The sequence below is a fragment of the Streptomyces sp. NBC_01450 genome (assembly GCF_036227505.1).
Lineage (GTDB): Bacteria > Actinomycetota > Actinomycetes > Streptomycetales > Streptomycetaceae > Streptomyces.
Genome location: NZ_CP109480.1, coordinates 9,607,349 through 9,631,731, shown reverse-complemented (window position 1 = coordinate 9,631,731; position 24,383 = coordinate 9,607,349). Strand labels below are relative to the sequence as shown.

Genomic DNA, 24,383 nt, shown 5'->3' with positions numbered 1-24,383 from the left:
GGACGGCCCGGACCGGCCCATTGTGACGACTGGCGCAAGGACTGCAGGACCGATCCACCAGTGGATCCCTTCGTCATGCGAGTGGGGACGCTTGAGAACGTCCTCATGCCGGGCCTGAACCTCAACGTGCGTCAACTCACCACCGTCGACGGCCACTTGCCAGCCGAAGCGGCTGGATGTGGCCCGCCCGGCAGGTGTCCGCAGTGCGCGCATCCTGCCACGCGGATTCACGGCCGATACTGGCATCGGATATCCGAGTTGCGAGCCGGCGGGCGGAGGTTGACCGTACGTCTGCAGGTGCGCCGGTTCTTCTGCGATCAGAGCCAGTGTCAACGCCGGACATTCGTGGAACAGGTGACGGGCCTGACCGAGTCACGACGCCGCTCTTCACCGGCGGCGCGGTCGGCGATGCGGGCGATGGCGATAGAACTCGGCGGGCGCCCGGGCCGGCGTCTGTGCACGAAACTGCGGCTCCACGGCCGGCAGACTGCACTTCTGGGGCAACTGGTCGCCCCGCCCGTACCGACCCGGGCGCCGCGGACACTGGGCATCGACGAGTTCGCGTTCCGCAAGGGGCGGACCTACGGCACGATCCTCGTCGACATCGAGACCTCCAGGCCCGTGGACGTCCTGCCCGATCGTGGGACCGGCTCGGTTGCCGCCTGTCTGCAGGAGCACCCCGGGGCTGAGATCATGTGCCGTGATCGGCTCATGGCATTCACCAAGGCCATGAGACAGGCGGCCCCTGAGGCGCTGGAAGTCACCGATCGCCGGCATCTGCTGCGAAACCTCTCGACGGCCGTGGAGATGACGTGCCGCCGACACCGCGCATGCCTGCGTCGACCTGCCACCACAGACGCCGGACAGCCGTCGGCTGCCCCGGCGACTCCTCTTCTGGACCGGGTGCGCCAACGCCACCGGAAGGTCAACGAATTGGCGGCCGGGGGGCTGTCCCTCAGCACCCTGGCCGCCGCCTGCAACCGGACCGCGAAACAGTACGGCGCCACCGGAAGAAAGGCCTTGAGGACCTCCTCGTTTCAGCACGGGACCGCGGCCAGAGTGTCGGGTGTCTCGAAGCCGCGCCAGGGTCAGCCAGTGGTGCGACCCTTGGCGGCGAGCACGAGCTGAGTCTGGGTCGTCTGTCCCACGAGCCGGTCCTCGTCGTCGTGCAGGTCGGTCTGGACCACCACGAGGGTCCCGCCGACGTGTAGCGGGCGAGCGGTGGCGCGGACGCGTCCGGTGGTAAGAGGTCGCAGGAAGTTGGTCTTGGACTCCACCGTGGAAGTCCCCGCCGCTGTGGGGAGGTTGAGGTAGGCGCACACGGCGCCGACAGAGTCGGACAGAGCCATCAGGGCCCCGCCGTGCAGGACGCCGCCCGCCGTGCAGAGTTCCGGCGACCAGGGCAGACTGCCGACGGTGCGGCCGGCGGTGGCCTCGTGAAGTTCGACGCCGAGCCGGGTCGCGAAGGGCATGGCGGCCAGGAGCTCGGCGGGGCGCGGGCCTGCTGACTCGGTAGAGGTCATGGTGTGTTGCCTTTCTTGTGCGGATGGGCGGACGTGTCCTCGGCGAGGATCGGCCGGCGTACCGCCGGCAGTGCGCCGGCGCGGCTGTCGGGTCGACTGAGACGACGGATGAGGGGGCGTCGGCCGCTGCCCGGAGGCGCGTGGTGCCGTCGGTCGGCGGAGGCTTTGCCGTGGGGCTCCGTCGTCATGGGGCGGCCGGGGGCGTCAGGTGGTCGCGAGGATGCGGTCCAGGTGGTGGAGGAGGACCGCGACGGGCGACTTCGGCCCGCGCTGGCCCACGAGGATGCTGGTCCCCATGGCCGCCGTCATGGCGAGGAGGCTGATCGCCTCCGTGCGCGCGTCGATGTCGCGGCCCGTCAGACCGGTTTCCTGGGCTTTCCGAAGCTGGCTGGTGATGGCGTCCTCGGCGGCGTCGGGGCTGTCGATGAAGGGTGGGCGGCGAGTGCCTCATCGGTTACGGACAGGATCGAGTACGAGCCGTAGAGGAGGTGGAAGGTGCGGCTCTCCTCGTCGGTCGGGAGAGAGGCCAGGAGCAGCGCCTCGATGGTCGCGCGCGGGCCCGGGTCCCGACCGGCGGCGCCGAGGCGAGCACCCACCCGCGCAGTGAACCGGTCGGTCAGGTACTGCAGCCCATCGAAGAGCAGTTTTCCCTTTGGCTGGAAGTAGTACTGGACGAGCCGGAGTGACACTGCGGCTTCGACTGCCACGTCGTGCATGCCAACCGCGTGCAGTCCGCGCCGTCCGGCGACCCGGATGAGCGCCTCAGCGATCTGGGTGCGCCGTTCCTCGTGGTCCACGCGTTTCGGCATGGGATGTCTCCGCCCGTCGGTGGTGACTCGCGTCCGGCTCCCCGAACCTCTTTATGGTACCGCCGTATCAACATCATGGTACGGTCGCATCACGAAGAATGGATCTCCCCGGAGGGGCCTCCGTGCCCGAGAACACGACCCGAAGCCGCCCGCGACGCGACATCGGCCACTACGTCAACGGCCCCTTGCGCGACCGCTACTTCGCCGCCTGCGACGCCCTCGACCTCGACCGAGTGCGCCTCGTCGGTTCCTCCTACGAAGGCTGGCTGGCGCGGCCTCTTCGCGACCTTCGCCCCCAAGGCGCTGCGCCCGCGTCTCGCCTCCTGGCTGGAACAGCCCGTACTCATCGTTCCTGAACTGCGCGCGCAGCCTCCTCGTACACGCTCGGCCGCAGGTGGAGCGCGTGCCGCGCCTGATACCGGGCACCCGGGCCGAGATCGTCTCCGACACCGGCCACGGACCACAGGTCGACCACGCCGAGGAGATCAACCGCCGGATGCTGGTCTTTATGGCCTCGATCGACTGACAGATGAGGTGTGATTCTTCTTCCCATGAGTGACTCGAGCCCAGCAGCCGAGGAGTTGCAGACCGCCCGGCTGTCGCTGCGGCGTCCGACCCAAGGTGATATCGAAGTGATCTTTGGGATCCATCGCGATCCCCGGACCTGCGCGCACAATCCTTCCGACGCGCTCGCGCGGTTGGAGGACGCGCAGGAGCTCTATCGACGCTGGGACAATCAATGGCGGCAGTACGGATACGGGTACTGGGTCGTCCTGTGCCACGGCTCTGACCAACAGCTGGGGTTCTGCGGCATCAAGCCCATGGAACTTCACGGCGTGGAGGTCCTCAACCTCTTCTACCGCTTCGCCACCTCGGCCTGGGGCCAGGGTTTTGCCGGTGAAGCCGCCACCAAGGTCACAGCTTGGGCCTCCCGCCACGTGCCCGCTCGCCCGCTGATCGCCAGGATTCGACCGGCCAACATTGCTTCCCAGCGTGTGGCGATCCGTGCTGGTCTGGCACGGGCGGAACACCTCGACGTCACCGGATCCGACGGCCTCGACTGGATCTACACGGCGAGGCCGCTCGCCTCCTCGACAGGAGAAGTCATCAGCGTTCGGGGGCCCTTCGTAGCCTGAGGAGATGACGTGCCCCGCGAGAGTGTGCGCCGCAGGTGGGGAAGAGGATGCCGTCCATGCCGCTCATCACGCAGACGACCACCCCCACGATCTCGATGCGCTGGCGGTACCGGTCGTCTGGGAGATTCGTGAGCGGCCCATACGTTGTGGTGCCGCGACGCCGACCTGTCACATCGTCCGGACCCCAAGTCGCGCGGTCCGAGGCCATGTACAAGACGGCGTTCTCGACGATGGGTCGAGCCCGGTCGGAGATCTTCCGATGGCTCACTCACCACAACCCGCCACGGCGTCACAGCGCGCCGGCCTACCTGTCCCCGATGGAGTTCGAACAACAGCACCCACGATGGCTGAACTCTCATAGGAACGACCGTGTCATGGGCTGCCCGCCGCCTTCCTGACCATGTCAACCTCTGAGCCGGACCTGTCGGCCGCGCAGGTGGTCACCTCGGCATCGTCGTGTCCCGGGGAGGAGTGCCGTCATCATCCGGCCCTACTCATGATCGGCCGGGCGAACCCCGACGACCGCCCGGCAATCTCACCAACCGAACCGTGCGGAACCACATGAGAGGGCGATACGCCCTCGTAGGGCCGTTTCCTCTGCGGGCCGTTTCCTGGCCCTCGGCCTGCGCACCAGACGTACCGGCAACTGCACCGCTCCCCCGAGCGACGCCGGACTCCAAACTCGCGAGCAGCGGATTCAGTCCGTTGAGTGAGACTTGACGGTCCGACACCTCGCAAGGAACGTTTCCGCAGGTCACAGCCCTACACAGGTGGGGCGGGTGGGACTCGAACCCACGGCCGACGGATGATGATTCCTTTATCGAACTCGCCCGCAGCGGATTACTCTTCCAACGCACGGAGGCTCCGCGCCGAAGTCGGGGCAGAGCCTCCATGGTCGCTATTGCAGGCCGAAGCATCTAGTAGCGTGTCGCTGCTTAGGTATGGGCTGTTTGATTGAGAGGCTTGCGTCTGGCAGATTCCTCTCCCGCTCTGCCGGACAGGACTGGTGCGATGGGTTCGCAGAAGAAGAGGCCGGTGGTGCTGACCGCGCAGGACCGCGAGGAGTTGGTCCGGGTGACCACGACGGGGGTTCATCCGGCCTCGGTAATCAGGCGGGCGAGGGTGCTGCTCGCACTCGACACCTCTGCAGGCGGGATCGGCTCGCAGGAGGTGATCGCGGCCCGGCTCGGCGTCTCCGGTGAGACGTTGCGGCTGGTCGCCAAGCGTTTCACCGAAACCGGTGGCGATGTTCACGCCACCATCGCGCGGAAGAAGCGCGACCTCCCGCCGGTGCCCTCACCGGTGACCGGTGAGGTCGAAGCCCGGCTGATCGCGATGGCGTGCTCACAGCCACCCCAGGGCTATACCCGGTGGTCGCTGCGGCTGCTGGAGAAGCACGTCGCACTGGTCGAGGACATCCCCGATCTGGACCATTCCACCATCGGCCGGGTCTTAAAAAAACGGAACTGCGTCCTCACCTGAAGAAGTGCTGGACCATCCCACCACGGGCGAACGCGGAGTTCGCGGCCCGGATGGAAGACGTACTGGCCGTCTATGCCCGGCCCTATGACCCGGCACGTCCGGTCGTGTGCATGGACGAGAAGCCCTACCAGCTCCTCGGCCATGTCCGCGACCCGCTCCCGGCCCGCCCAGGTCACGACGCCTGCCAGGACAGCGAGTACATCCGCTGCGGCACGTGCTCGATCTTCGTATGGGTCGAACCCCTGCGCGGGTGGCGTCGAGTTCAGGCACTGTCCCAGAGGACCCGGATCGACTGGGCCGGCCAGGTCAGGCAGCTGCTGAGCGTGGACTACCCCGATGCCGAGACGGTTGTGCTGGTGATGGACAACCTCAACACCCACGGCATCGCCTCACTGTACGAGCCATTCGAACCAGAAGAGGCCTTCGCCCTGGCTCAGCGCCTCGAGATCCACCACACGCCCAAGCACGGGTCATGGCTCAACATCGCCGAGATCGAACTCTCCGCGCTGACCAGGCAATGTCTCGACCGCCGGATCGGCGACCTCGACACCCTCAACACCGAACTCTCAGCCTGGCAGAACGCCACCAACACCGACCAACGTCAGGTGGACTGGCAGTTCACCACCCACGACGCACGCATCAAACTGCGCCACCTCTATCCCAGGAATTAGCTGCGACAGTCTACTAGTGCCGCATCAGGCAACGTTTGCCCTGTCCACGAGGGCGCGTAGGCGCCGGTCATCGGCGTGGCGGTTTCGCCAGATGATGTAGCGGCGGATCATGCTGCCCTGTTCCTTGTGGCTGGCGTGGTCGGTGCCGTCGAGGGTGAAGTAGCGCAGGGCGGTGAACTGGGCCTCGATGCGGTTGAGCCAGGAGCTGTTGGTGGGGGTGTAGGCGATCTCGACGTTGTTTGTGGTGGCCCAGGTGCCGACCCGCTGGCACCGTTTCGTGGTCAGGTGCGGGGAGAAGTTGTCGCAGACGATCGCGATGCGGACCTCGGGTGGATAGAGGCTGCGCAGGTAGCGGCAGAACTCCAGAACTGGGTGCGCTTCTTGACCGGCTTGATGTGGCCGTAGAGCTTGTCCTTGGCCAGGTCCAGGGCGGCGAACAGGTGCCGCACTCCGCCGTAGCGGTTGTAGGTCGCCCGCCGCCTGCGGCGGGGTTCGCGGTCGGGGTCTTTGTGCCTGCCGCCGCGTTCGGCCCACTGCCGGCCCGGGTGGGGCATCAGGTTGAGGGGCCCGAACTCGTCCATGCAGAAGACGACTTCGGGCTCGCCCTCTTCAGGTATGACCTCGCCGTCGGCGATCGCGTAGAGGTGTTCGACGCGGGCCTTCTTGGCCGCGTAGTCGGGGTCGCGGGAGGTCTTCCAGGTCTTCAGGCGTTGAAAGGAGACGCCTTCCTCGCGGAGCAGGATGCGCAGGCCCTCGTGGCTGATGTCGTCGACCACCCCCTCGGCGACCAGGAAGTCCGCCAGCTTGGTCAGACTCCAGGTCGAGAACGGCAGGTCGTGCTCGGCCGGCTTGGACTTCGCGATCTTCTTGATCTCGCGCCGCTCAGGCAGGGTGAAGGTCTTCGGCCGACCACCCTTGTACTTCGGATACAGGGAGTCGAAGCCGTCGGTGTTGAAGTTGTGGATCACATCGCGGACCCGGTCATCGCTGGTGAACGTCACTTCGGCGACCTTCGCCACCGGCATGCCCTGCGCGGACAGCAGGATCATCTGGGCACGCCGCCAGGTCACCACCGACCCGGTGCCCCGGCGGATGATCCGAAGCAGCCGTCTGCCCTCGTCATCGTCGATCTCGCGTACACGTACTCGTTCCGCCACCCGGACAGCGTGACGGACCCGCGCCGCCCGGCACAGCACCGAGGCGGCGCGTCACATCACAACAGGGCAAACGTTGCCTGCCGCGGCACTAGCAGCCGAGGCAATCATGCGCAAGAACGTCGACGAGGCCTACGCGGGCGACCAGCTCGTCATGGTCAGACGGCGTTCAGTCGACCGGCGGCTGCGGGACCTACAGAGCGTACTGGCCCACGAGAGCGCTCAGAGGGATGCATCCCATTTGGCCGCCGTACAGAACGAATTGTGGACGCTGCAGCAGTACGGCCAAGCCCTCCGGGAACGGGGCGCGGAAGCCCTCTGAACGGGCGCTCAACGGCCGGCCCGGTGCAGCCGATCCTTCGGAAGGGACCACTGGGGACGCCAGCAAGGTGAGCCGGATCGTTGGCGAACTCCGTGTACCGAACCTCAGAGGAGATCGCGGGCAGCGAGCACGTGATGGACCGGTTCGGTCATTTCCGCATCGGTCACCGTTGCGTCGGTGGTCGCGATGCCAGTGATCAAGCGCGGCTGCGGTCCGTCGGCTCCGGGAATCAGCGCCTGGCCGGCGGCAGCCAGACCCTGGTCATCGGCATCGTCGCAGGACTCACTGATATGGATCTTATAGCCGGTCCACCAGGAGCCCTGTTTGAGGCCGTAGCGCGCATCGGTGTCGTACGGAGAGGCCAGCCGCAGCCTGCCGGGCGGGAGGTCTTTGCTTTCCCGCCGCTTCACCTCCGCTCCGGCCTCGGTCACGACGCGGTGGTAGTTCTGCACCCACATCGCGCGCAGGACCTGCACCGCCGGGAGTTCACGCAGCCATGCCTGGGCGTCAGGGGCATGCACCGACTCCAGCAGCGCGAAACCGTCCCGGCCGTAGACCAGGGCCATCTCCTCACGCTTGCTCGTAGAGGCCGGCGGATGCCAGGAGTGAATCCGCGGTCTGTAGCGGTCGGCCCATTCCCGAACGGGCACCGCCTGGGTCAGCCAGTCCGGGGCCGAGCAGGCCAACGCCTCCAGCGCGGCCCGCAGCGTCTCCCCGGCCAGCTCCAGCCTGTTCAGATCGCGTACCGCCGCCAGCACGCGGGTGGAGTCTGCGCTGCTTACCTCCAGCCTTCACCAGGCCCCGGCCCTTGAGCGCGGTCAGCAGCAGGTCGAACGCCTTCTCCTCGATTCCGTGCTCGACCAGTCGCGTGCGGAACTCGGACAGCACCGAGGCGTCGAACCCGGGATCGTCCAGCTCCAAGCCGAGTGCGTACTTCAGGTCCATGCCGTACAGCACCCGATGCGCTGCCGCCCGGTCGGTGAGGTTCTCGGTGAACTGCAACACCGTCACCAGCGCCAGCTGGCCCGGTGACCAGCCCGGCCTCCCTCTGGATCCGAACGCCTCGGCGAACTCGGCATCCCCGAACAACTCGCCCAGCTCGTCACGGACCCGCATCGCCAACGGATACGGACCCCGTGCCGCCACCGCCCGCGCCACCTGCGCGGTCAGCTCAGGCACCTTCGGCCACGGCCTCGGCCGCAGCGACATCCCACACCCCACCCGCGACCGGGAACGCCAAGACGGCCGCTGCTGTCCCGACCAACGAGCCGCCAGCCCCGCCAGGCACGGAACAAGCCAGCAGAATCGCCACCAGCCGCAAACGGTGGGTCTTCGGAGACCTGAGAAGAGCTGGGCTTTACGTGAGGACGGCGAGGGCTGCGGTCACGGTGGCGGCGCGGGTGAGGGCGGTGGCGAAGGCGGTGGCGGCGCGGGTGAGGGCGGCGGGGTAGGTGGCGCCGTCCATGCGGGCGAGCTTGCCCGCACCAGCTGCGGCCAGGAGCGCAACAACAATCACGAGTGCGCTGGTGAGGAGGAGGACGGCAACGCTCACGGCAGACTCCCTTTACGAGGTGGGGTGTTGACGTGGACGAAGGTCTCGGAATCGGTGTGCGCCATGGTGCGCCAGGACGAAGATGAACACCGGTGCACACATCACCACCCGGGGGGCAAGCACGTGCACGAGGAACGGACCAGTCACACTCCGGACTCGGCTCTGGCCGAACTGCGCAGGAAGCTGGAGGGCGGGCTGGCCAAGGCCGGACTGAAGAAGACTGAGCTTGCTGCTCAGACAGGGCTGAGCCGTACGACCGTGCAGCAGGCGTTCCAGACAGACGGGCCGTCACCGTCGGCACCGACGGTGACGGCACTGGCCGGCGCGCTGCGACTGCCGGTGGAGGAACTGCAGGCGTTGCAGCGAGTTGCGGCCGACGGGGGAACAGGGATCGGCCGGGGCCCGGTCGGCCGATCGAGCTGTGGGATCCGCATGGGCTGGAGGTCCACCCGGCCGGTACCGCCCAGGACGGTTCCGGCTCGATGGAACAGCGGTTGCTGCCCGGTTATGTGCGCCGCGGGCACGACCGGATCCTGGCGGAGGCGGTACGGGAAGCTCAACAGGGCCACAGCCGGATGCTGGTGCTGACGGGCGAGTCCTCGACGGGCAAGACGCGAGCATGCTGGGAGGCTGTGCAGCCGCTCGCCGCCTCGGAGTGGAGGTTGTGGCATCCCTTCGACCCCACCCGGGCAGAGGCCGCACTGGAGGAACTGCACCGTGTCGGCTCGCACACGGTCGTGTGGCTCAATGAAGCCCACCACTACCTCGGCGACTTGGCGGCCGGTGAGCGGATCGCCGCGGCTGTGCACCACTTGCTGACCAGTCCGCAGCGTGGGCCGGTACTCGTGCTGGGCACGCTCTGGCCCCACTACCTCGCGGATTACACCACCTTGCCCGGCCCTAGAGGGCCAGATCCGTACAGCCGGGTGCGGGAACTGCTCGCCGGACGCACCGTGAGCGTCCCCGACACCCGAGACCTGGCTGCGGCGACTACATTGGCCGAGGCCGGTGACCGGCTGCTGGCCGACGCCCTCACCCGCGCCCGCGCCGACGGACGCCTTACGCAGGATCTCGCCGGAGGCCCCGCGCTCCTGGAGCGGTACCACGCTGGCAGCCCTGCCGCCAAAGCGGTACTGAAAGCGGCGATGGACGCGTGCCGCCTCGACGTCGGCCTGCACCTGCCGCAGGCCTTCCTCACCGATGCCGCCACCGACTATCTCCACGACACCGACTGGAACCAGCTCACCGACGACTGGGCGGAGAGGGCTTACGCGGAGCTCGCCGCACCGGTCCACGGCAAGCAGGCTCCCCTGAGCCGGGTCACCCCCCGACCGCAACGGCGCCCACCAGGTCCCCCCACCCCTGCCGAGGTCCCCTCACTGCGGCCGTCGGGGCCGGTGTTCCGCCTCGCCGACTACCTCGAACAACACGGCCGCACCACCCGCCGCCACCTGTGCCCGCGCGCCTCCTTCTGGCATGCCGCCCACGCCCACCTGACCCGCCCCGAGGACCTGGACAACCTCACCTGGGCAGCCGAAAAACGTTACCGCTTGCAATGGGCCCACCACCTCCGCCTCCGCGCCGCCGGCCACGACAGCACCACCGCGCTGGTCCGCCTGGCCGAAATGCGGGAGAGGGCCGGGGACCGGGAGAGCGCCGAAACCCTGGCCCGACAGGCCGCCGACCACGGCCACACCACCGCGCTGTTCCGCCTGGCCAAGATCCGGGAGAGGGCCGGGAACCCGGAGGGTGCCGAAACCCTGTACCGGCAGGCCGCCGACCACAGCAACACCGAAGCCCTGTATCGCCTGGCCGAAATGCGGGAGGAGGTCGGGGACCGGGAGGGTGCCGAAACCCTGCACCGGCAGGCCGCCGACCACGGCAACACCGAAGCCCTGTATCGCCTGGCCGAAATGCGGGAGAGGGCCGGGGACCGGGAGGGTGCCGAAATCCTGGCCCGGCAGGTCGCCGACCACGGCCATATCGACGCCCTGTTCCACCCGGAGTGCAAAAGGTTGTGGCCGCATGGCCTGGACCCGGACGGTACGCCGACGCTCCGATGGTAATGACCCATGCGCTACCGACCGTATCTGCGATAGCCACCTTGCCCGCCTCGTGTCGGCATCTCTCTCGCCGCGTCAGTGGATAAGCCAGCAGGATCGGTGGTATTGATGCGAAACGGTAGGAGTTCTGGGTCGTTGAACCAGAATAGAACCTGTGGTTGCCGCTGTCATCGCCGTTGCCGTACGGGAGGGTTGGGACGCGGAACAGGTCGTCAAACTCACTGCGATCATGCTCATCTTCATCGCACTGATCACCTCCGCCGGTGAAGGAGGTAACTGACCGCAGTGGGCGATCACCCTCGCGGAACACGGCATTCGCCTCCCGGCGCCGCCCTCGGAACGCTACGGTCTGTCGCACGATCGAGGGGACGTGAGGACATGGCAGCACACCGGACCTTCTGCACCTTCATTCCGCCTCACATCCTCATGCGCCTGGCCACCCACGCGGACCGGGCGCTCGCGTACGCGGCGCGCAGGACCCTGGAGCTCGACGCCTACGAGCGCACCCATCGGGATCCGGCCCCGACATCGGTGGCGACGACGACGAGTGGTGACCCGTGGGCGACATTGCCAAAGGCGTGCTCGCAGGAGCCTGGACGCTGCTGGTGGGATGGATTCTGCCGGCCGCCGTCAACTTGGCCGTCTTGTTCTTTGCGGTGGCCCCAAGCCTCCGGCACACCGCGCTGTTCGCGAGGCTCTGGCCCACGACCGGCGTCAACGCGACCCTGCTCCTGCTCGCCGGAGCCGTGCTGCTCGGGCTGATGCTCAACGCCCTGCAGAACCCCCTCTACCGGGTTCTGGAGGGCTACCTGCTGTGGCCAGCCCGGGCCTATGACAACGCCTGCGGCCAGCGCCGCCAGGAGAAATGGGACCTCCAGGACCGGCTGACGCTGCTGCGGTTGCAACGCCGGGCGCAGACCGGCGACTTGCTCCCGGCGGACCTTCGAGCCGACCTCGTACGCCTCTCACAGCACCCTCGGATCGCCAAGGCCGCCCGCGCAGACCTCAGACGCACGGCCGCCCAACGAGCCCTGCTGCGCGAGAAGCTGGCCCGCTACCCCGTCGACGACGCGCAGATCGCGCCCACCCGGCTCGGAAACGCCATCCGCCGGTTCGAGGAGTACGGCTACGATCGCTTCCGGCTCGACACCCAGATCCTGTGGAACGAGCTCACCGGCACCGCGCCGGAGCAACTGCGTCGTCAGGTCGATCTCGCACGCGCGAGCGTCGACTTCTTCATCGCGCTCCTGGCCGGCCACGCGGCGGTGGCCGGTGCGGCGGTGGCCGCCCTCGTCTCGGCCGATGCCCGGCCCGCCACGCTCACCGCCACCGCTGTCGTGCTCGGCTGCCTGACCCCCGTGTGGTACCGCTGCGCCGTGTCCGCCACCGACGAATGGGCCGCGGCGGTCCGCGCCCTGGTCAACACGGGGCGCAAGCCCCTCGCCGAGAGCCTCGGGCTGGTCCTGCCCGCGGACATCGCGGACGAGCGCAGGATGTGGACCTTCGTCGGCAAGCTGTCCCGACTCCCGTACGACGACAGGGCCGCGGCTCTCAATCCGTACCGGAGCGCACCGCCGTCCGGGCCTTCGCCGACCTGACGTAATGATGCGAAACGGTGGGGGCGTTCCGGGTCGCTGACGTCCAACATATATAGGCGCGTTACCAGTTCAGGTGCCAGGGCGGATTCCACCAGGAGTCGATCGTGGTGAGGGCTTTTGCCTGGTCGGCGGGCAGGGTGTGGGTGCGCTACTTGCCGGAGCGACCGCCGCCGTGCACCCTCGGTCATATCACGCCATACGTCCGCTGATATCAAGGAATAGAACTTCAGAGTGAAGTCGCCCTCGGTGGTGGTGGGGTGCGGCTGGTGTCCCTCCCGGCTGTCGATTGTGGGAGACCGCGGCGGACTCCGCGCAAGGTCGGCCGCCCACTTTTTCTCCGCTCCTACGTCACGGAGAAAAACTGACCGCCCTCCCCTGCGCTCCGTCCGGCGGCCCCCCAAAATCTCTCTACGCCGGGAGGGGCCCGGGGCCGATCTCCACGGCAACGCACCACACACGGCCAAGCCCGCCACCCGACAGTAGGTCTCGTGGAGGCCAAGACCTGCATTCAGCCCGGTCGGCAGGTGCCGACAACCCATCAGCTCTTTGAGCCTTGCCGCTCCAGGGTGAGGACGGCTGCGGCGGTTGAAGAGACAGTCGAAGCGATCCTGTCCGTGACCGGTCTGGCGTCCGGCTCTGAAGTCGATCAACCTCTGCGATGATCGCCGGGTGGCGCGTGGAGATCTGACGGATACCCAGTGGGACTGGCTGGCACCGTTGTTGCCCGGGAGCAAGAAGCCGGGACGTCCGCCGATATGGACGAGGCGGCAGCTGATCGACGGCATACGGTTTCGGACCCGCGCCGGCGTCCCGTGGCGTGACGTCCCGGAGCGGTACGGCCCCTGGGGTCGGGTGTACGACTTGTTCCGTCGCTGGCAGCGGGACGGCACCTGGCAGAGCATCCTTGCCGAACTGCAGGTCCAGGCGGATGCCAAGGAACTCATCACCTGGGACATCAACGTCGACTCCACTGTGTGCCGGGCCCACCAGCACGCCGCCGGTGCGCGGAAAAGGGGGATCTGCAAAAGGAGCCGCCCGGCGGTCTCGGCATCGAGCCGGACGACCACGGCATTGGACGCTCGCGCGGCGGTCTGACGACCAAGCTGCATCTGGCCGTCGAGCAGGGCCAGAAGCCGATGTCGATTGTGATCACTGCCGGACAGCGAGGGGGCTCTCCGCAGTTCGAACCCGTCCTGCAGAAGATCCGCGTCTCCCGTCCCGGTCCGGGCAGGCCGCGCACCCGTCCGAACCGGGTCCGCGCCGACAAGGCGTACGCCTCCGGCAAGAACCGCGCCTACCTGCGCAGGCGCGGTATCCGCTGCACGATCCCAGACAAGGCGGACCAGGCCCGGAATCGCAAGAAGCTCGGCTCGCGCGGTGGCCGGCCGCCGAAGTTCGACAAGACCGACTACCGCGAACGCCACGCGGTTGAGTGCGGCATCAACCGCCTCAAGCGACACCGGGCCGTAGCCACGAGGTACGACAAGCTTGCGGTCCGATACGAAGCTACCGTCCTCGTCGCAGCCATCAACGAGTGGTTGTGACCAGCACATTCGATACACGCCCTAGCTTGACTCTGACGCGTAAATAACAGCAGGTGGGGGCTCTTTCGGGCAGGGGTGTCGGCCCGGTCGGGTCTGTCCGCCGGGCCCCTTCCCCCTGTTCACCCGGCGGCCTCCTGTCGTGCGAGCTCGGAGGCATCACAGAGTCATCGGTCTCGTCCGGAACGAACAGTTCCACTGTCCCGACACGACCGTTCCCGCGGCAGGGCGGTCAAGGTCGCGCGCGGCGCATACCGACCCATTTACTGTGCCCCCGGCGCACGGCGAAGCCGCGCTGGATCGCTGTCGGGGATCTTGGAGTGCCGAGGTCAGCTGCCCAGAGTTCGCCAGGACTTCAGACGGCGTATCTCACGCTGGTCGAGGTAGTTCTGGAAGGCAGTCGGTCGGCGGGGCGTGGGGGTTGTCTCGGCCGGTGGCAGTCCGCTGAGGCGCTCGATGTTGACGGCGATAGCCGTCAGGATGTGCTGGATGTGGGCCTTTCCCTGGCCTCGGTAGCGGCAGCGTCGCATGCCGTGTCCGTGGGCGAACTCGTTGACCGTGCCCTCCACTCCGGAGCGGACCGCATAGCGAGTCTTCCACTCGGGTGTTTGTTGCTCGGTGCGGACGCGGAGTTGCAGGTCGCGGAGCTGTCGCGGGGGAAAGCCCACAGTGCGGGCGTTGTCGGCGGTGGTGGTGCACTGGGTGCGGGACGGGCAGGGACGGCACTGGCTCTTGGTGAACCTGGCCACGATCAGCGGGGCCGCGGTGGGCGAGGAGGTCGGGTAGGGGCCGTGCCAGCCCGCGCTGACCTATCCCTGGGGGCAGGTGACCTGCTGATGGTCGTAGTCGATGTGGAAGTCGTCCCGGGCGAACCCCTCGTTCCGGCGGTGCTGACGGGTGGGGTTGCTCCGGAGCGGCCCGGAGACGGTGACCTGGTGTTCACGGGTGGCTTGTTCCAGGTGGGGCAGAGAGATGTAGCCGGCGTCGACCAGGTGCTCGGCGGGCAGCGGTCCGCGACGGGCGAGGCGGGTGTGGATGCCGGGCAGGACCTGGCTGTCGTGGGTGGTGGCCGCGGTGGTGGCCACGTCCGTGATCACGTTGGGGCCGTCGGAAGCACAGGTCTCGGTCAGGTGAGCGGCAAACCCCTTCCAGCTGATGATGTGTCCGTGCCGTGCATAGCGGGCCGAGGTGTCGTAGGGAGAGACGACCGCCCGGGACGAGGGCGGCAGCCCGGGTCCGCCTTCCTTCTCGGCGGTGCGCCAGCGCAGATGTCCTGCTGCGTCACGGTGGTAGTTCTGCACCATGATCTGCCGCAGGGCCTGGATACGAGGACCGAACACGCGGTCTACTCCGTGCCGGTGGAGGTGTTCCAGGAGCCGGACGGCGTCGTTTCCAGTGGCAAGGATCCTGGTCTTGGGCCTGGTCGGGTTCTTGCCCAGGCGGACCGGTCGGCCGCAGCGGCGCCCCCAGTCCTCATCGACCAGCTCGTCCAGCAGGTGAGGGGAAGTGCCGGCGACCTCTTCCAGTCCGGCGCGGACCGCCTCGGTGATCAGCTCCAGGCGGGTCAGGTCACGCACCGCGGCCAGGACACGGGTGGAGTCGGTGCGCTGAATGGTGCGCTCTCGCACCAGTCCGGCCTCCTTGAGACGGGCCAGCGCGAGGTCGAGGAGGCGGTCGGCACGGTCGCCTTCGGCGAGACGATCGCGGAAATCGACCAGCACGCTGTGATGGAACCCGGGGTCATCCAGTTCCATGGCCATCGCGTACTTGAAGTCGATGCGGCAGCGGACCGCCCCGGCGGCCTGCCGGTCCGACAGGCCGAGCAGGAACTGCAGCACACAGACGGTAGCCAGTTGAGCAGGCGAGAGACCCGGCCGCCCGTCCCGCGGGTACCAGTCGGCGAAGTCCTCGTCGCACCACAGCCCGTCCAGCCGGTCACGCACCCATATCGCCGTCGTACCACCCGGGTTGCTCGCCCGCGCAACCTGCGCGGTCAGAGACGGGACCTGCTCACCGGAACGGGGGCGAAGGGACAACGGACACCTCGACAAATGCATCGGTCGGCGGAACGACCCGAGCATGCCCGCCGATCATGCTGCCGCACCGGCAAACTCCAAGATCCCCGACAGCGATCCAGCGCGGCTTCGCCGTGCGCCGGGGGCACAGTAAATGGGTCGGTATGCGCCGCGCGCGACCTTGACCGCCCTGCCGCGGGAACGGTCGTGTCGGGACAGTGGAACTGTTCGTTCCGGACGAGACCGATGACTCTGTGATGCCTCCGAGCTCGCACGACAGGAGGCCGCCGGGTGAACAGGGGGAAGGGGCCCGGCGGACAGACCCGACCGGGCCGACACCCCTGCCCGAAAGAGCCCCCACCTGCTGTTATTTACGCGTCAGAGTCAAGCTAGTACTCCAGCCGGACTTCTGCATTTCTCCTGTTCAACGGCCTGGCGGTGGGGAGTGTAGCGATGGTTTGGCATGGGTGGGGCGGTCTTGGGCCGACCGTCCCACCAACGAGTGCCCGCGCTGCCCCTCTGAGGATCAAGGCCGCCAGCCAACCGCGTCCGGGCGACCGGCCGTCTGGGCGCGGTAGGCACGGGACGGGATCTACGATCCCTGGTGATGACCAGTGGTGCGTGACGTCGAAGGGACGCTCATGGCAGAGCTTGTCCGCAAGCAGCACATCGATGCGGATGTGGGGTACAACGCGTTCGGGTTGCAGGAGTCCGATGACGCGGACCTGCCGGTGCCGTTCCCTGATGACTTCGACTACGGCACATTCCTCAGCACTCATCCGGGGCGGCTGGACGTCACCAGCGGTGGCCACACCCACACTGCTGCCGTGACGGTCGAAGTGTGGGACGGCTTGCCGCCCGAACAAGACCCAGCCAGTTGGGACGAGCAGGCCGAAGCCGACTTCGAATCGACCAGTGGCCAGGTGGCGGTGTGGTCTATGAGCCTGGGCCGGGCCGACGATGTCGTCACGCTGGCCGATTCCGGCGGTACGTGGCAGGTCCGGGTGAGCTGTGCGGGCCGGGCTGAGGCTGCTGCTCTGTCCGGCGGTGAGGGCACCGGCACGGGGGTCGAGTGCTATCTCGTCCAGTTCTGGCCGGCTGGATCCTGATCACGGGAAGTGGGGCGGGGCGGTGCCCGGCACTGCCCCGCCCCGGCAACTGGTGGCACCAGGTCAGGTGACGATCTTCACGATGAAGCCGTCGTTGTCTCCGTCGATGGTGCGGTTGTTGCCGTAGAAGCCTTGCAGGAGATTCCCACCGGCCCGGTTGTCGTCCTTCGGGATCGGCTTCACCGAGAAGTTGAATTTCCTGACTTCGGGGTCATAGTCGTGTTCTGCGGCCCCCTCGTAGGTGGTTGCGAAGGGGTACTCGTCGCACTCCTTGCCTCCGTTGGTGTAGTTGGCGCCCCAGTATCGTCTGCATTGCTTGACTGCCGCCTTGCGGTTGTTGTCCCTGCGGGTGGCACTCACCGTGCGGTGCAGAGGGTCCTCCACTGTCTGGCCGGGCACCTTCTTCGCCGACATGTACGGTTTGGTGTCCTGCGGGTTGATGAACGCCGTCCTGATGTGCGCGGCCTCGGCTCGTTCCTCTGCTCCCTGCTTCGCGCTCAGAACGAGCGTCGTGAGGTAGCTGAAGGTGGCCGCGCCCTTCTTCGCCGGGTTGCCGCCGCCCGTGGAGTTGGCCAGGTACGACGCGGCATCCCATCGGGGCGCGAGCATGAACAGCTTGCCGCCCATGTCCCCGCGCAGCGTCCACGGGGCCGGAGGCGTGTAGCTGATGGCCGGCTCGTACACCGAGAAGAGCAGGTCCGAGTTGCCGCTGCCTTGCCCCGGCTTGGCGTTCACCGTCTCATGGAACGTGCGAAGCGCCTTCAGCTCCGCGAACGTCTTCGTGCCCGGCGCGTTCCCGCCCCGGGTGTAGCGCGCCCCGGCTGGCCAGCTCTGCGGGATGTTGCCCTTCGTCGTGATCGGCATAGACGCGGCGCCGGTCGTGCCGGTCGTCGCGAAGTCGGTAAAGTAGTACTGGAAATCGATCGTGCGGCTGTTCTTCGCGATCGTGCCGACCACACGAACGTTGAACGCGCTCTCGCCGACAACCTGGCGGTTGCGCACCCAGGTCTGCAGGAACGACGCCCCGTCACACACCGCGAACCGGGACTTCACGAAGAATTTCTTGTCGCTGCCCAGCCCCTTCTTGCACTCCTCGAACGTCATCGTCCGAGCCGGCTGCGGAGCCGTGATCCCAGCCCGGGCCGATCCCGCGGCCTCCGAGGCCGGTACCGTGCCCGAGGCTCTGCGGGATATGGGCGCGTACGAGGCAGCCGGACCCACCGTCTCCCGCGCCAGCCCCACCCCCGGCTCCGCCTTCGCGGCGAGTTCCCTCAGCTGCTGCACTCCCTGCCCGCTCTGCAACTCTTTCAGTGACGGTGTGGCAGCACCGACCGGGAGCACATACGACTCCACTTTCAGATCGTCCCGGCCGTCCGCGCTCGCCCCTGCTGACGCCGTGGCCGACACCACAGCGAGCACGGTCAACGTCGTCAGTGCACGCGTACTGCCCCGCCACGTCCAGGTCCTGACCATCACTCAAACCCCCGGAATTCAGGTGGTGCCGGACCTGACGTCCCGCACCTGGTCACCCAAGACCTTCTCGAACAAAGAAACGAAAGCAATGGCGTCACACCGGACATGTCCTGATCACGACAACATCTTGGCCGAGATCATGACGCTCCGACTCACCCCCGCTGGGGCCTGCCGACCACCCCCACCTGCGGGAGGGCGGGGGCGCCGGCGGGTAGGGCGCCGGTGACGTGTATGCGGGGCGCCTAACTAGGCGGAGGCCCTCCCCCTACCCTCCAGGATCATGGCTCCAAGTCGATCGCCGATGGCCCAGTGACGGTCGCTGGTCAGCTGATGAATCAGCGCGAAGTCAAGCCTCCCCGCCTCTCGGCACACGACGATTCGCCCACATATGTAAATGCCACGCACCATCGTGGCCTTCACCCATACGCTCAAGCCGTGACAAGCCCGACCGACGAAGATCAATACCTCAGGCGAACCTTGGCGCTGCTGAACGGCGCCCGGCCCTACGAGGACCTCATCCGGTCCACCTCCCAAGAATGGGAGGTGCAACCGGGCAGCTCCCTTGCAGGAGACGACGCCAAGACGAACCCCTACCAGGTATCGCACAACGCCTGGAGTGCCCTGAGCGTCGCCGTCGATCATTTGCACTGCTTTCGCTCGACCCTGGTCGGGGAGCAGAAGGGCAACGAACTCCCCATCACCCTGCATACGCACGGGCAGTACTCCCTGCTGAGGGGGGTTCGAGAACAGTGCGCGGGCCGTATGGATGCTGGGGCCAACCAAACGCGGGCCTTGTCCCAAGGCCGCGAAGTTAGGGCTTGCCGATCAATAACTCGCCGTCTTGATCTCCGGTTTGGGGATGCCGAGGTGTGCGGTGAGGTTGGTGAGATCGTCGAGGGTGGCCAGTTGCGTCTCGGCGGGTTTGATGGCGTGTCCGATGTCGTGGAGGAGCCGGCGGGTTTGGCTGATGGCCCGGTTGAGGGTCACGGGTGTCACGGTGAAGAGCGGGGCGATGACGACCTGGGGGAGTTTGAACCTCTGGTAGAGGATGGTGGCCAGGAGCCGGTCGACGAGGGTGAGGCCGGGGCGCCGGCCGGTATAGAGGCCGACGGCAGGGGTCTTCTGCCGGTCGCCGCCGCGTCGCTGCTGGAGGTCTGCTTCCCGCTGAGCCGCGCGGGCCGCTGCCAACTCGGTGACCAGCGAGTCCCACTGCTCGTGCGGGATGCCGGTGAGGGCGGGATGGGCCAGCCAGTCGCGGCCGGGGCCGGCTTCATTCTGGGGCGGGATCGGAAGGACGCCGTCCCGGCGGTGTTCCTGGGGGCGGAGGGTGTAGTTCCAGTCGCCGTGCCAGTCGTGGCGGCTCAGTGGCAGGGCGTTCAGCTGCCCCTCACTGATGCGGACGCCGGTCTCGTAGAGAGCGGTGTCGAGTTCGGCGCGGACGGTCAGTCCCGTGCGGGTGGTGGTCGCTGCGATGCTGTTCACGATGGCTTCATGGCTGGTCAGCGGCCTGCCTCGCCAGTTCATCGTGATGTGGGAGAACAGTCGGTGCTCGATTCGGTTCCACTTAGATGTGCCCGGAGGAAAGTGACACACGGTGATCTCCAGGCCGGTCTCGACAGCCAGCGCGGCCAGCTCGAACTTCCAGGCCCGGGTGCGGTAGCCGTTGGAACCGCCCGCGTCCGCAGTGATCAGCAGACGGTGCGAGCGCGGGTAGGAGGCATGGCCGACCGCGTGCCACCAGCGGCGGACGGAGGCGACGGCGAAGGCTGCGGTGTCGTGGTCGGTGCCGACGTTGACCCAGCCCGTGTCCGCGGTCAGGTCGTAGATCCGGTATGGGATCGCGTTGCCCAGATCGGCATCGGGAAAGTCGTGGGTGTGAACCCGGACCGGATCGCCTTCGCGACGCCACTCGTGGCCGGCGTTCTTGTAGTTGCCGACCAGCTCCTTCTTCTTGGTGTCCACGCTGATCACCGGGTCTCCGGTGGCCTGGAAGTCCTTGGCCTGGTCGTTGATATAGCGGAACTGCGCATCGCGGTCCGGGTGTTGGGCACCTTCGATGGTCTTGGCGTTGCCTTGGAGGCTGAAGCCCTCCTCGCGTAGCACGGCCGCCACGGTGTCCGCTGAGACTCGGTGCCCCTGCCGGGTCAGCTCGGCAGCCAGTTGCCGGGTCGACTTCGTCGTCCAACGCAGCGGCGACATCGGGTCCCCGCGTACATCCGGTTCCACCAAGGCCAGCAACGCTGCCCGAAGGCCCGGATCCAGGTCCACCGCATGCTTGCGGCCCCCACCGGACCGGCGCACCCGCCCCAACGGCGCCTCGCCGGACTCCAGTTCCCCACCCCGCACGACACGGTGCCCTCCCGGACTCCGGCCGCACGAGCGACGAGCCTGATGCCTCCATGGCCCAGCGACCGTGCTTCTGCTCCTATGGCCAGCCGCCGCTGCCGCTCGTCGAGATGCGGGAACAGCGTCGCGAACTTCGCGGCCAGGGCGGCCTCGATCCCCCCGGACTCCCCATACCATGACAACGAGCCTCGGAGCCGGAAGCGACGGTTTGTTTCCCGGCAAGCCCTTTAACTACCCGGCCTTGGGTGAAGGCCCCTCCAGGCCGACACCGTACGCCTGGACGCGTTGGAAGCCCTGCCTTCGGACACGAAGGCGCTGCTGCACGAGCAGGGAGTGTTCACGCGCAACTGGGTCGACACCGTGGAGAACGTGGTCGGGGTTGTGGAAGCCCTGGGTTCCTCCCTCTTCCGCGCGATCATGCCCAATGCGGACAGCCTCCTGAACGGTAAAGGCGCCATCTTCCAGCGCCTCGACCCCATGGCCGATCTGATCGTCGATGCCGGCCTCTCCGACCTGCGGACCACCCTCGGTCCGCGAACGTGGCAGCGCCTCCTGGAAACCTGGGCTGCCCGCCACGTCTTCACACACAACGACGGCATCGTGAACGAGAAGTACCTGACCAGGGTGCCCGGGTCATCCGCACGCATCGGGCAGCGCCTCGTACTCACCGATGACGTGTGCCGCCGAGCCCTCGACGACGCCAAGGCCCTGTGCAATGCCCTTGTGGATGTGCTGCGTTAGACGGCCGCGAGGGCACATGAGCCTGGGAAACCCCGTGGACCTGTGAGAACTACGGAGAGGTGTTTCCCCTGGTCAACGACCATCTCACCAAGAAACCCCAGGCTAGTCCCTGCCTCTTCCAATCTCTGCACGAGTGGCAGGGCTTCAACCATCATGGGCGCGAAGCCTCGATAGGGAGGACGCCAGATAGGCGCGACACCAAACGCACTTGCCATGCGGGTCAAGACAGGGCCCAGAAGGGCCTTCACGGCCTCCTCGGTTTCCCCAAAACGTGGGAAGTTCACCTAGCGACCCAACCGAACTACTCATCGATGCAGGTCAGTCAGCTCGCACGCCGCGCGTTGGTGCCCTGGGTACCCGCGCGGGAAGGGGCTGCTCAGTCCAGATGGTCTTGCCGGTGCCGGTATATCGCGTCCCCCAGCGCTCGGTGAGCTGGGCGACCAGCATGAGGCCGCGTCCGCCCTCGTCGAAGATGCGGGCGCGGCGCAGGTGGGGTGAGGTGCTGCTGGCGTCGGAGACCTCGCAGATCAGCGTCTTTCCCTTGATCAGCCGCAGCTGAATGGGCGCGCCACCGTAGCGGATGGCGTTGGTCACCAGCTCGCTGACCACGAGTTCCGTGACGTAGGTCAGCTCGTCCAGCTCCCAGGCGTGGAGTTGGGCGGTCGCCTGAGAGCGGGCGCCTGCGACGACCTCCGGATCATTGGGGAGGTCCCAGACGGCGATGTGCCCGCTGTCCAGAGCACGTGTACGGGCGATGAGCAGTGCGGCGTCGTCGGTGGGCCGCTCGTCGAGCAGCGCCTTGAGCACCTTGTCGCAGGTGGTCTCCAACGACGAATCGGCGGCGTCGGCGAGGGCGCCGCGCAGTGCACGCAGACCGGCGTCGGCATCGCGATGGCGTGCCTCGATCAGGCCGTCGGTGTACAGCGCAAGGAGACTGCCTTCTGGAACTTCGTGGTGGACGCACTCGAACGGCATCCCGCCCACGCCGAGTGGCGGGCCGGTGGGCAGTTCGAGGAAATCCACTCTGCCGTCAGGGCACACCAATGCGGGCCAGAGGTGACCCGCACTGGCGAGCGAGCACATGCGGGAAATGGGGTCGTAGACCGCGTACAGGCAAGTGGCTCCGAGTTCTCCCGACGGCGCCTCCGCACCGGAGTCGGGCCCGGAGCTTAGCCGGACCACAAGGTCGTCAAGGTGGGTGAGGAGCTCGTCCGGGGCCAGATCGACGTCGGCGAGGGTACGCACGGCCGTGCGAAGGCGCCCCATGGCGGCCGAGGCGGCGATGCCGTGGCCGACCACATCGCCGACCACGAGGGCGACGCGGGCGCCGGAAAGCGGGATGACGTCGAACCAGTCACCGCCGACGCCGATGTGCGAGTCTGAGGAGAGGTAGCGGCCGGCGACGTCCACGGCTGCCTGTGCGACAGTCCCCTGTGGCAGAAGGCTGTGCTGGAGCGCCAGTGCTGTCCTGTGCTCGCGGGTGTAACGGCGGGCGTTGTCGATGCAGACCGCGGCGCGCGCCGCCAGCTCCTCGGCGATCTGCAGGTCGTCGGGTCCGTACGGCGCGGCTGAGGGAGCCAGTCGGGTGAAGAGGGCGACGCCGAGGTTGGTACCGCGGGCGCGGAGCGGCACCGTGATCAGCGACTGCGCGCGATGCCGAACCACCCAGGTAGCCCGGTCGGGGTCGTGGGCCAGCCAGCGGGTGATCTCGGGCTCCCCGATCTGGTGCACGGTGCCGTGGCCGGTGGCCAGGCACCGGACCGGCGGTGAGAACTCCGGGTAGCGGGCCAGCTCGCCGACTGTGACTGCGGGCTTCACACCGGAACGGATGGCTGTGCGCCGCAACAGCAGGGGCCCCTCGACGGGGATCAGCGGGGGCTCGTCGCCGCGCAGCACGGTGTCCAGGAGATCGACGGAGACGAAGTCCGCCAGGGCAGGCACGGCTACGTCAGCCAGCTCCTGGGCCGTCCGGGGCACGTCCAGGCTGCTGCCGATACTCCTGCTGGCCTCGTTGAGCAGCGCCAAGCGCTCGCGGGCCGCGTACTGCTCGGAGAAGTCCAGGGCGGCCAGCTGCACGCCGTGCACCAGTCCGAGGGAGTCCTTGAGCGGGGTGAAGTGGACGATCCAGGCGTGCGCGTGGGGCTCTCCCGGGACTCTGACGTAGTTCTCGATGTGCTCGGATTCACCGGTCTGCAGCACGCGATCGAGAGATCGCTCGGGAGCCTGGAAGCCCTGATCTGGCATGTGCTCGGTGATCCGGAGCCCCCGAAGCTCCCGCTCGGAGGCGGCGAGCTGCTTGGTCATGGGCTCGTTGACGCGCAGGAATCGGCCCTCGGAGTCGTAGATCGCCAGGGAGAACGGGGACTGGTCGAATGACCAGCGGATCAGTGGGTCCGTGTCGCGCTCCGTCTCCTCCCGCACCGGGACGCCCTCCAGCAGCCAACCGGCTCGCCCGTCACCCGTGGGCAGCGGACACGCGCGCAACCGGCACTCCACGGCGCTGCCGTCCTGGTGGCGGAGTGCCACCGGCCCGGTCCAGCCCTCCTGCCGGGCGAATCGCTCACGAGCAGCCGCGGGGAGGGCCGATGCGAGGAGCTCTGCCGCGGGCAGGCCGACAGCCTCGGCGGCGGAGAGCCCGAGCAACTGCTCCGCACCAGTGCTCCAACAGGTCAGCACACCGTCAGGAGCCGCCACTGCCAGAGCCCCAGCGGCGGGAAGCAAGTCACCAGGGCAGCGCTCCGGTGGGTCCATAGTCGATCATCTCGCCTTCGAGTCCCCTGCTGATTCCAGGATCTCTCGGTCCTGGAGCTGGTTCCCGTCAAGCGATCGCACGCGCGGGACGGCACTG

Annotated in this window: 18 protein-coding genes and 5 pseudogenes; 12 read left to right on the top strand and 11 right to left on the bottom strand. The window is 67.6% G+C overall.

Annotated features, from left to right (window positions below):
* Positions 1–60: 60 nt before the first annotated feature.
* Complete coding sequence (locus OG568_RS42915; RefSeq protein ID WP_329535437.1) at positions 61–1,128, top strand: transposase; 1,068 nt, start codon at positions 61–63, stop codon at positions 1,126–1,128.
* Here the strand turns inward: OG568_RS42915 and OG568_RS42910 are convergent.
* A complete protein-coding gene (locus OG568_RS42910; protein ID WP_329535436.1) occupies positions 1,089–1,523 on the bottom strand; it encodes a PaaI family thioesterase in 435 nt (144 codons plus the stop codon). The genes OG568_RS42915 and OG568_RS42910 overlap by 40 nt on opposite strands.
* A 204-nt stretch (positions 1,524–1,727) precedes the next feature.
* A pseudogene (locus tag OG568_RS42905) lies at positions 1,728–2,332 on the bottom strand (TetR/AcrR family transcriptional regulator).
* 215 nt (positions 2,333–2,547) lie between these two features.
* Here OG568_RS42905 and OG568_RS42900 point away from each other — a divergent pair.
* From OG568_RS42900 to OG568_RS42885, 4 genes and pseudogenes are all read left to right on the top strand, one after another.
* Positions 2,548–2,858: pseudogene (locus OG568_RS42900) on the top strand (alpha/beta fold hydrolase); the annotation flags it as partial.
* 25 nt (positions 2,859–2,883) lie between these two features.
* Positions 2,884–3,468, top strand: a complete 585-nt coding sequence (locus OG568_RS42895; protein ID WP_329535435.1) for a GNAT family N-acetyltransferase — start codon at positions 2,884–2,886, stop codon at positions 3,466–3,468.
* Between the two features lie 1,011 nt (positions 3,469–4,479).
* The gene (locus tag OG568_RS42890; RefSeq protein ID WP_266624875.1) at positions 4,480–4,950 is read left to right on the top strand and encodes a helix-turn-helix domain-containing protein; all 471 of its coding nucleotides are present in this window, start codon (positions 4,480–4,482) and stop codon (positions 4,948–4,950) included.
* Positions 4,839–5,621, top strand: coding sequence for an IS630 family transposase (locus OG568_RS42885; protein ID WP_329535434.1), 783 nt, complete (start codon positions 4,839–4,841; stop codon positions 5,619–5,621). The genes OG568_RS42890 and OG568_RS42885 overlap by 112 nt, the downstream gene beginning before the upstream one ends.
* A gap of 24 nt (positions 5,622–5,645) precedes the next feature.
* Here the strand turns inward: OG568_RS42885 and OG568_RS42880 are convergent.
* Positions 5,646–6,778, bottom strand: a pseudogene (locus OG568_RS42880) (IS630 family transposase).
* Positions 6,779–6,866: 88 nt separating this feature from the next.
* Here OG568_RS42880 and OG568_RS42875 point away from each other — a divergent pair.
* A pseudogene (locus OG568_RS42875) lies at positions 6,867–7,097 on the top strand (DNA primase); the annotation flags it as partial.
* Between the two features lie 104 nt (positions 7,098–7,201).
* Here the strand turns inward: OG568_RS42875 and OG568_RS42870 are convergent.
* The 3 genes from OG568_RS42870 to OG568_RS42860 form a co-directional block, all read right to left on the bottom strand.
* Entirely contained in the window at positions 7,202–7,663 is a 462-nt protein-coding gene (locus OG568_RS42870; RefSeq protein WP_329535433.1) for a hypothetical protein, read from the bottom strand.
* Between the two features lie 4 nt (positions 7,664–7,667).
* Positions 7,668–8,276: a transposase gene (locus OG568_RS42865; RefSeq protein WP_329535432.1), complete on the bottom strand. Its 609-nt coding sequence runs from the start codon at positions 8,274–8,276 to the stop codon at positions 7,668–7,670.
* A 178-nt stretch (positions 8,277–8,454) separates the two neighbouring features.
* The gene (locus tag OG568_RS42860) at positions 8,455–8,649 is read right to left on the bottom strand and encodes a hypothetical protein (protein ID WP_329535431.1); all 195 of its coding nucleotides are present in this window, start codon (positions 8,647–8,649) and stop codon (positions 8,455–8,457) included.
* A gap of 482 nt (positions 8,650–9,131) precedes the next feature.
* Here OG568_RS42860 and OG568_RS42850 point away from each other — a divergent pair, with 482 nt between their 5' ends.
* The 4 genes from OG568_RS42850 to OG568_RS42835 all read left to right on the top strand — a co-directional run bounded on the left by OG568_RS42850 (position 9,132) and on the right by OG568_RS42835 (position 13,854).
* Positions 9,132–10,715 (top strand): tetratricopeptide repeat protein, encoded by a 1,584-nt coding sequence (locus tag OG568_RS42850; RefSeq protein WP_329535430.1) that lies wholly within the window; start codon positions 9,132–9,134, stop codon positions 10,713–10,715.
* A gap of 151 nt (positions 10,716–10,866) precedes the next feature.
* Positions 10,867–10,992 carry a hypothetical protein gene (locus tag OG568_RS42845; protein WP_329535429.1) on the top strand — a complete coding sequence of 42 codons (126 nt, stop codon included), beginning with the start codon at positions 10,867–10,869 and terminating at the stop codon, positions 10,990–10,992.
* A gap of 277 nt (positions 10,993–11,269) precedes the next feature.
* Positions 11,270–12,310 (top strand): hypothetical protein, encoded by a 1,041-nt coding sequence (locus tag OG568_RS42840; protein WP_329535428.1) that lies wholly within the window; start codon positions 11,270–11,272, stop codon positions 12,308–12,310.
* Positions 12,311–12,979: 669 nt separating this feature from the next.
* Positions 12,980–13,854 (top strand): IS5 family transposase gene (locus OG568_RS42835; RefSeq protein WP_329535427.1). Its coding sequence is split into 2 segments (ribosomal slippage): positions 12,980–13,370 and positions 13,370–13,854, totalling 876 coding nucleotides; the frame shifts between segments, so codons are not numbered across the junction.
* A gap of 326 nt (positions 13,855–14,180) precedes the next feature.
* Here the strand turns inward: OG568_RS42835 and OG568_RS42830 are convergent.
* Both OG568_RS42830 and OG568_RS42825 read right to left on the bottom strand, forming a co-directional pair.
* Positions 14,181–14,600 carry a transposase gene (locus OG568_RS42830; protein ID WP_329535426.1) on the bottom strand — a complete coding sequence of 140 codons (420 nt, stop codon included), beginning with the start codon at positions 14,598–14,600 and terminating at the stop codon, positions 14,181–14,183.
* Between the two features lie 60 nt (positions 14,601–14,660).
* Positions 14,661–15,887, bottom strand: coding sequence for a transposase (locus OG568_RS42825; protein WP_329535425.1), 1,227 nt, complete (start codon positions 15,885–15,887; stop codon positions 14,661–14,663).
* A 620-nt stretch (positions 15,888–16,507) separates the two neighbouring features.
* Here OG568_RS42825 and OG568_RS42820 point away from each other — a divergent pair.
* Positions 16,508–16,975 carry a hypothetical protein gene (locus OG568_RS42820; protein WP_329535424.1) on the top strand — a complete coding sequence of 156 codons (468 nt, stop codon included), beginning with the start codon at positions 16,508–16,510 and terminating at the stop codon, positions 16,973–16,975.
* Positions 16,976–17,038: 63 nt separating this feature from the next.
* On the opposite strand, the gene OG568_RS42815 is transcribed toward OG568_RS42820, so the two are convergent.
* Both OG568_RS42815 and OG568_RS42810 read right to left on the bottom strand, forming a co-directional pair.
* Positions 17,039–18,079 (bottom strand): NucA/NucB deoxyribonuclease domain-containing protein, encoded by a 1,041-nt coding sequence (locus OG568_RS42815; protein ID WP_329535423.1) that lies wholly within the window; start codon positions 18,077–18,079, stop codon positions 17,039–17,041.
* Between the two features lie 1,194 nt (positions 18,080–19,273).
* Positions 19,274–20,949 (bottom strand): annotated as a pseudogene (locus OG568_RS42810) (ISAzo13 family transposase).
* Between the two features lie 130 nt (positions 20,950–21,079).
* Between OG568_RS42810 and OG568_RS42805 the strand changes: the two are divergent.
* Positions 21,080–21,535, top strand: a complete 456-nt coding sequence (locus tag OG568_RS42805) for a hypothetical protein (protein WP_329535422.1) — start codon at positions 21,080–21,082, stop codon at positions 21,533–21,535.
* A gap of 318 nt (positions 21,536–21,853) precedes the next feature.
* On the opposite strand, the gene OG568_RS42800 is transcribed toward OG568_RS42805, so the two are convergent.
* Complete coding sequence (locus tag OG568_RS42800) at positions 21,854–24,229, bottom strand: ATP-binding SpoIIE family protein phosphatase (RefSeq protein WP_329535421.1); 2,376 nt, start codon at positions 24,227–24,229, stop codon at positions 21,854–21,856.
* Positions 24,230–24,383: the final 154 nt, after the last annotated feature.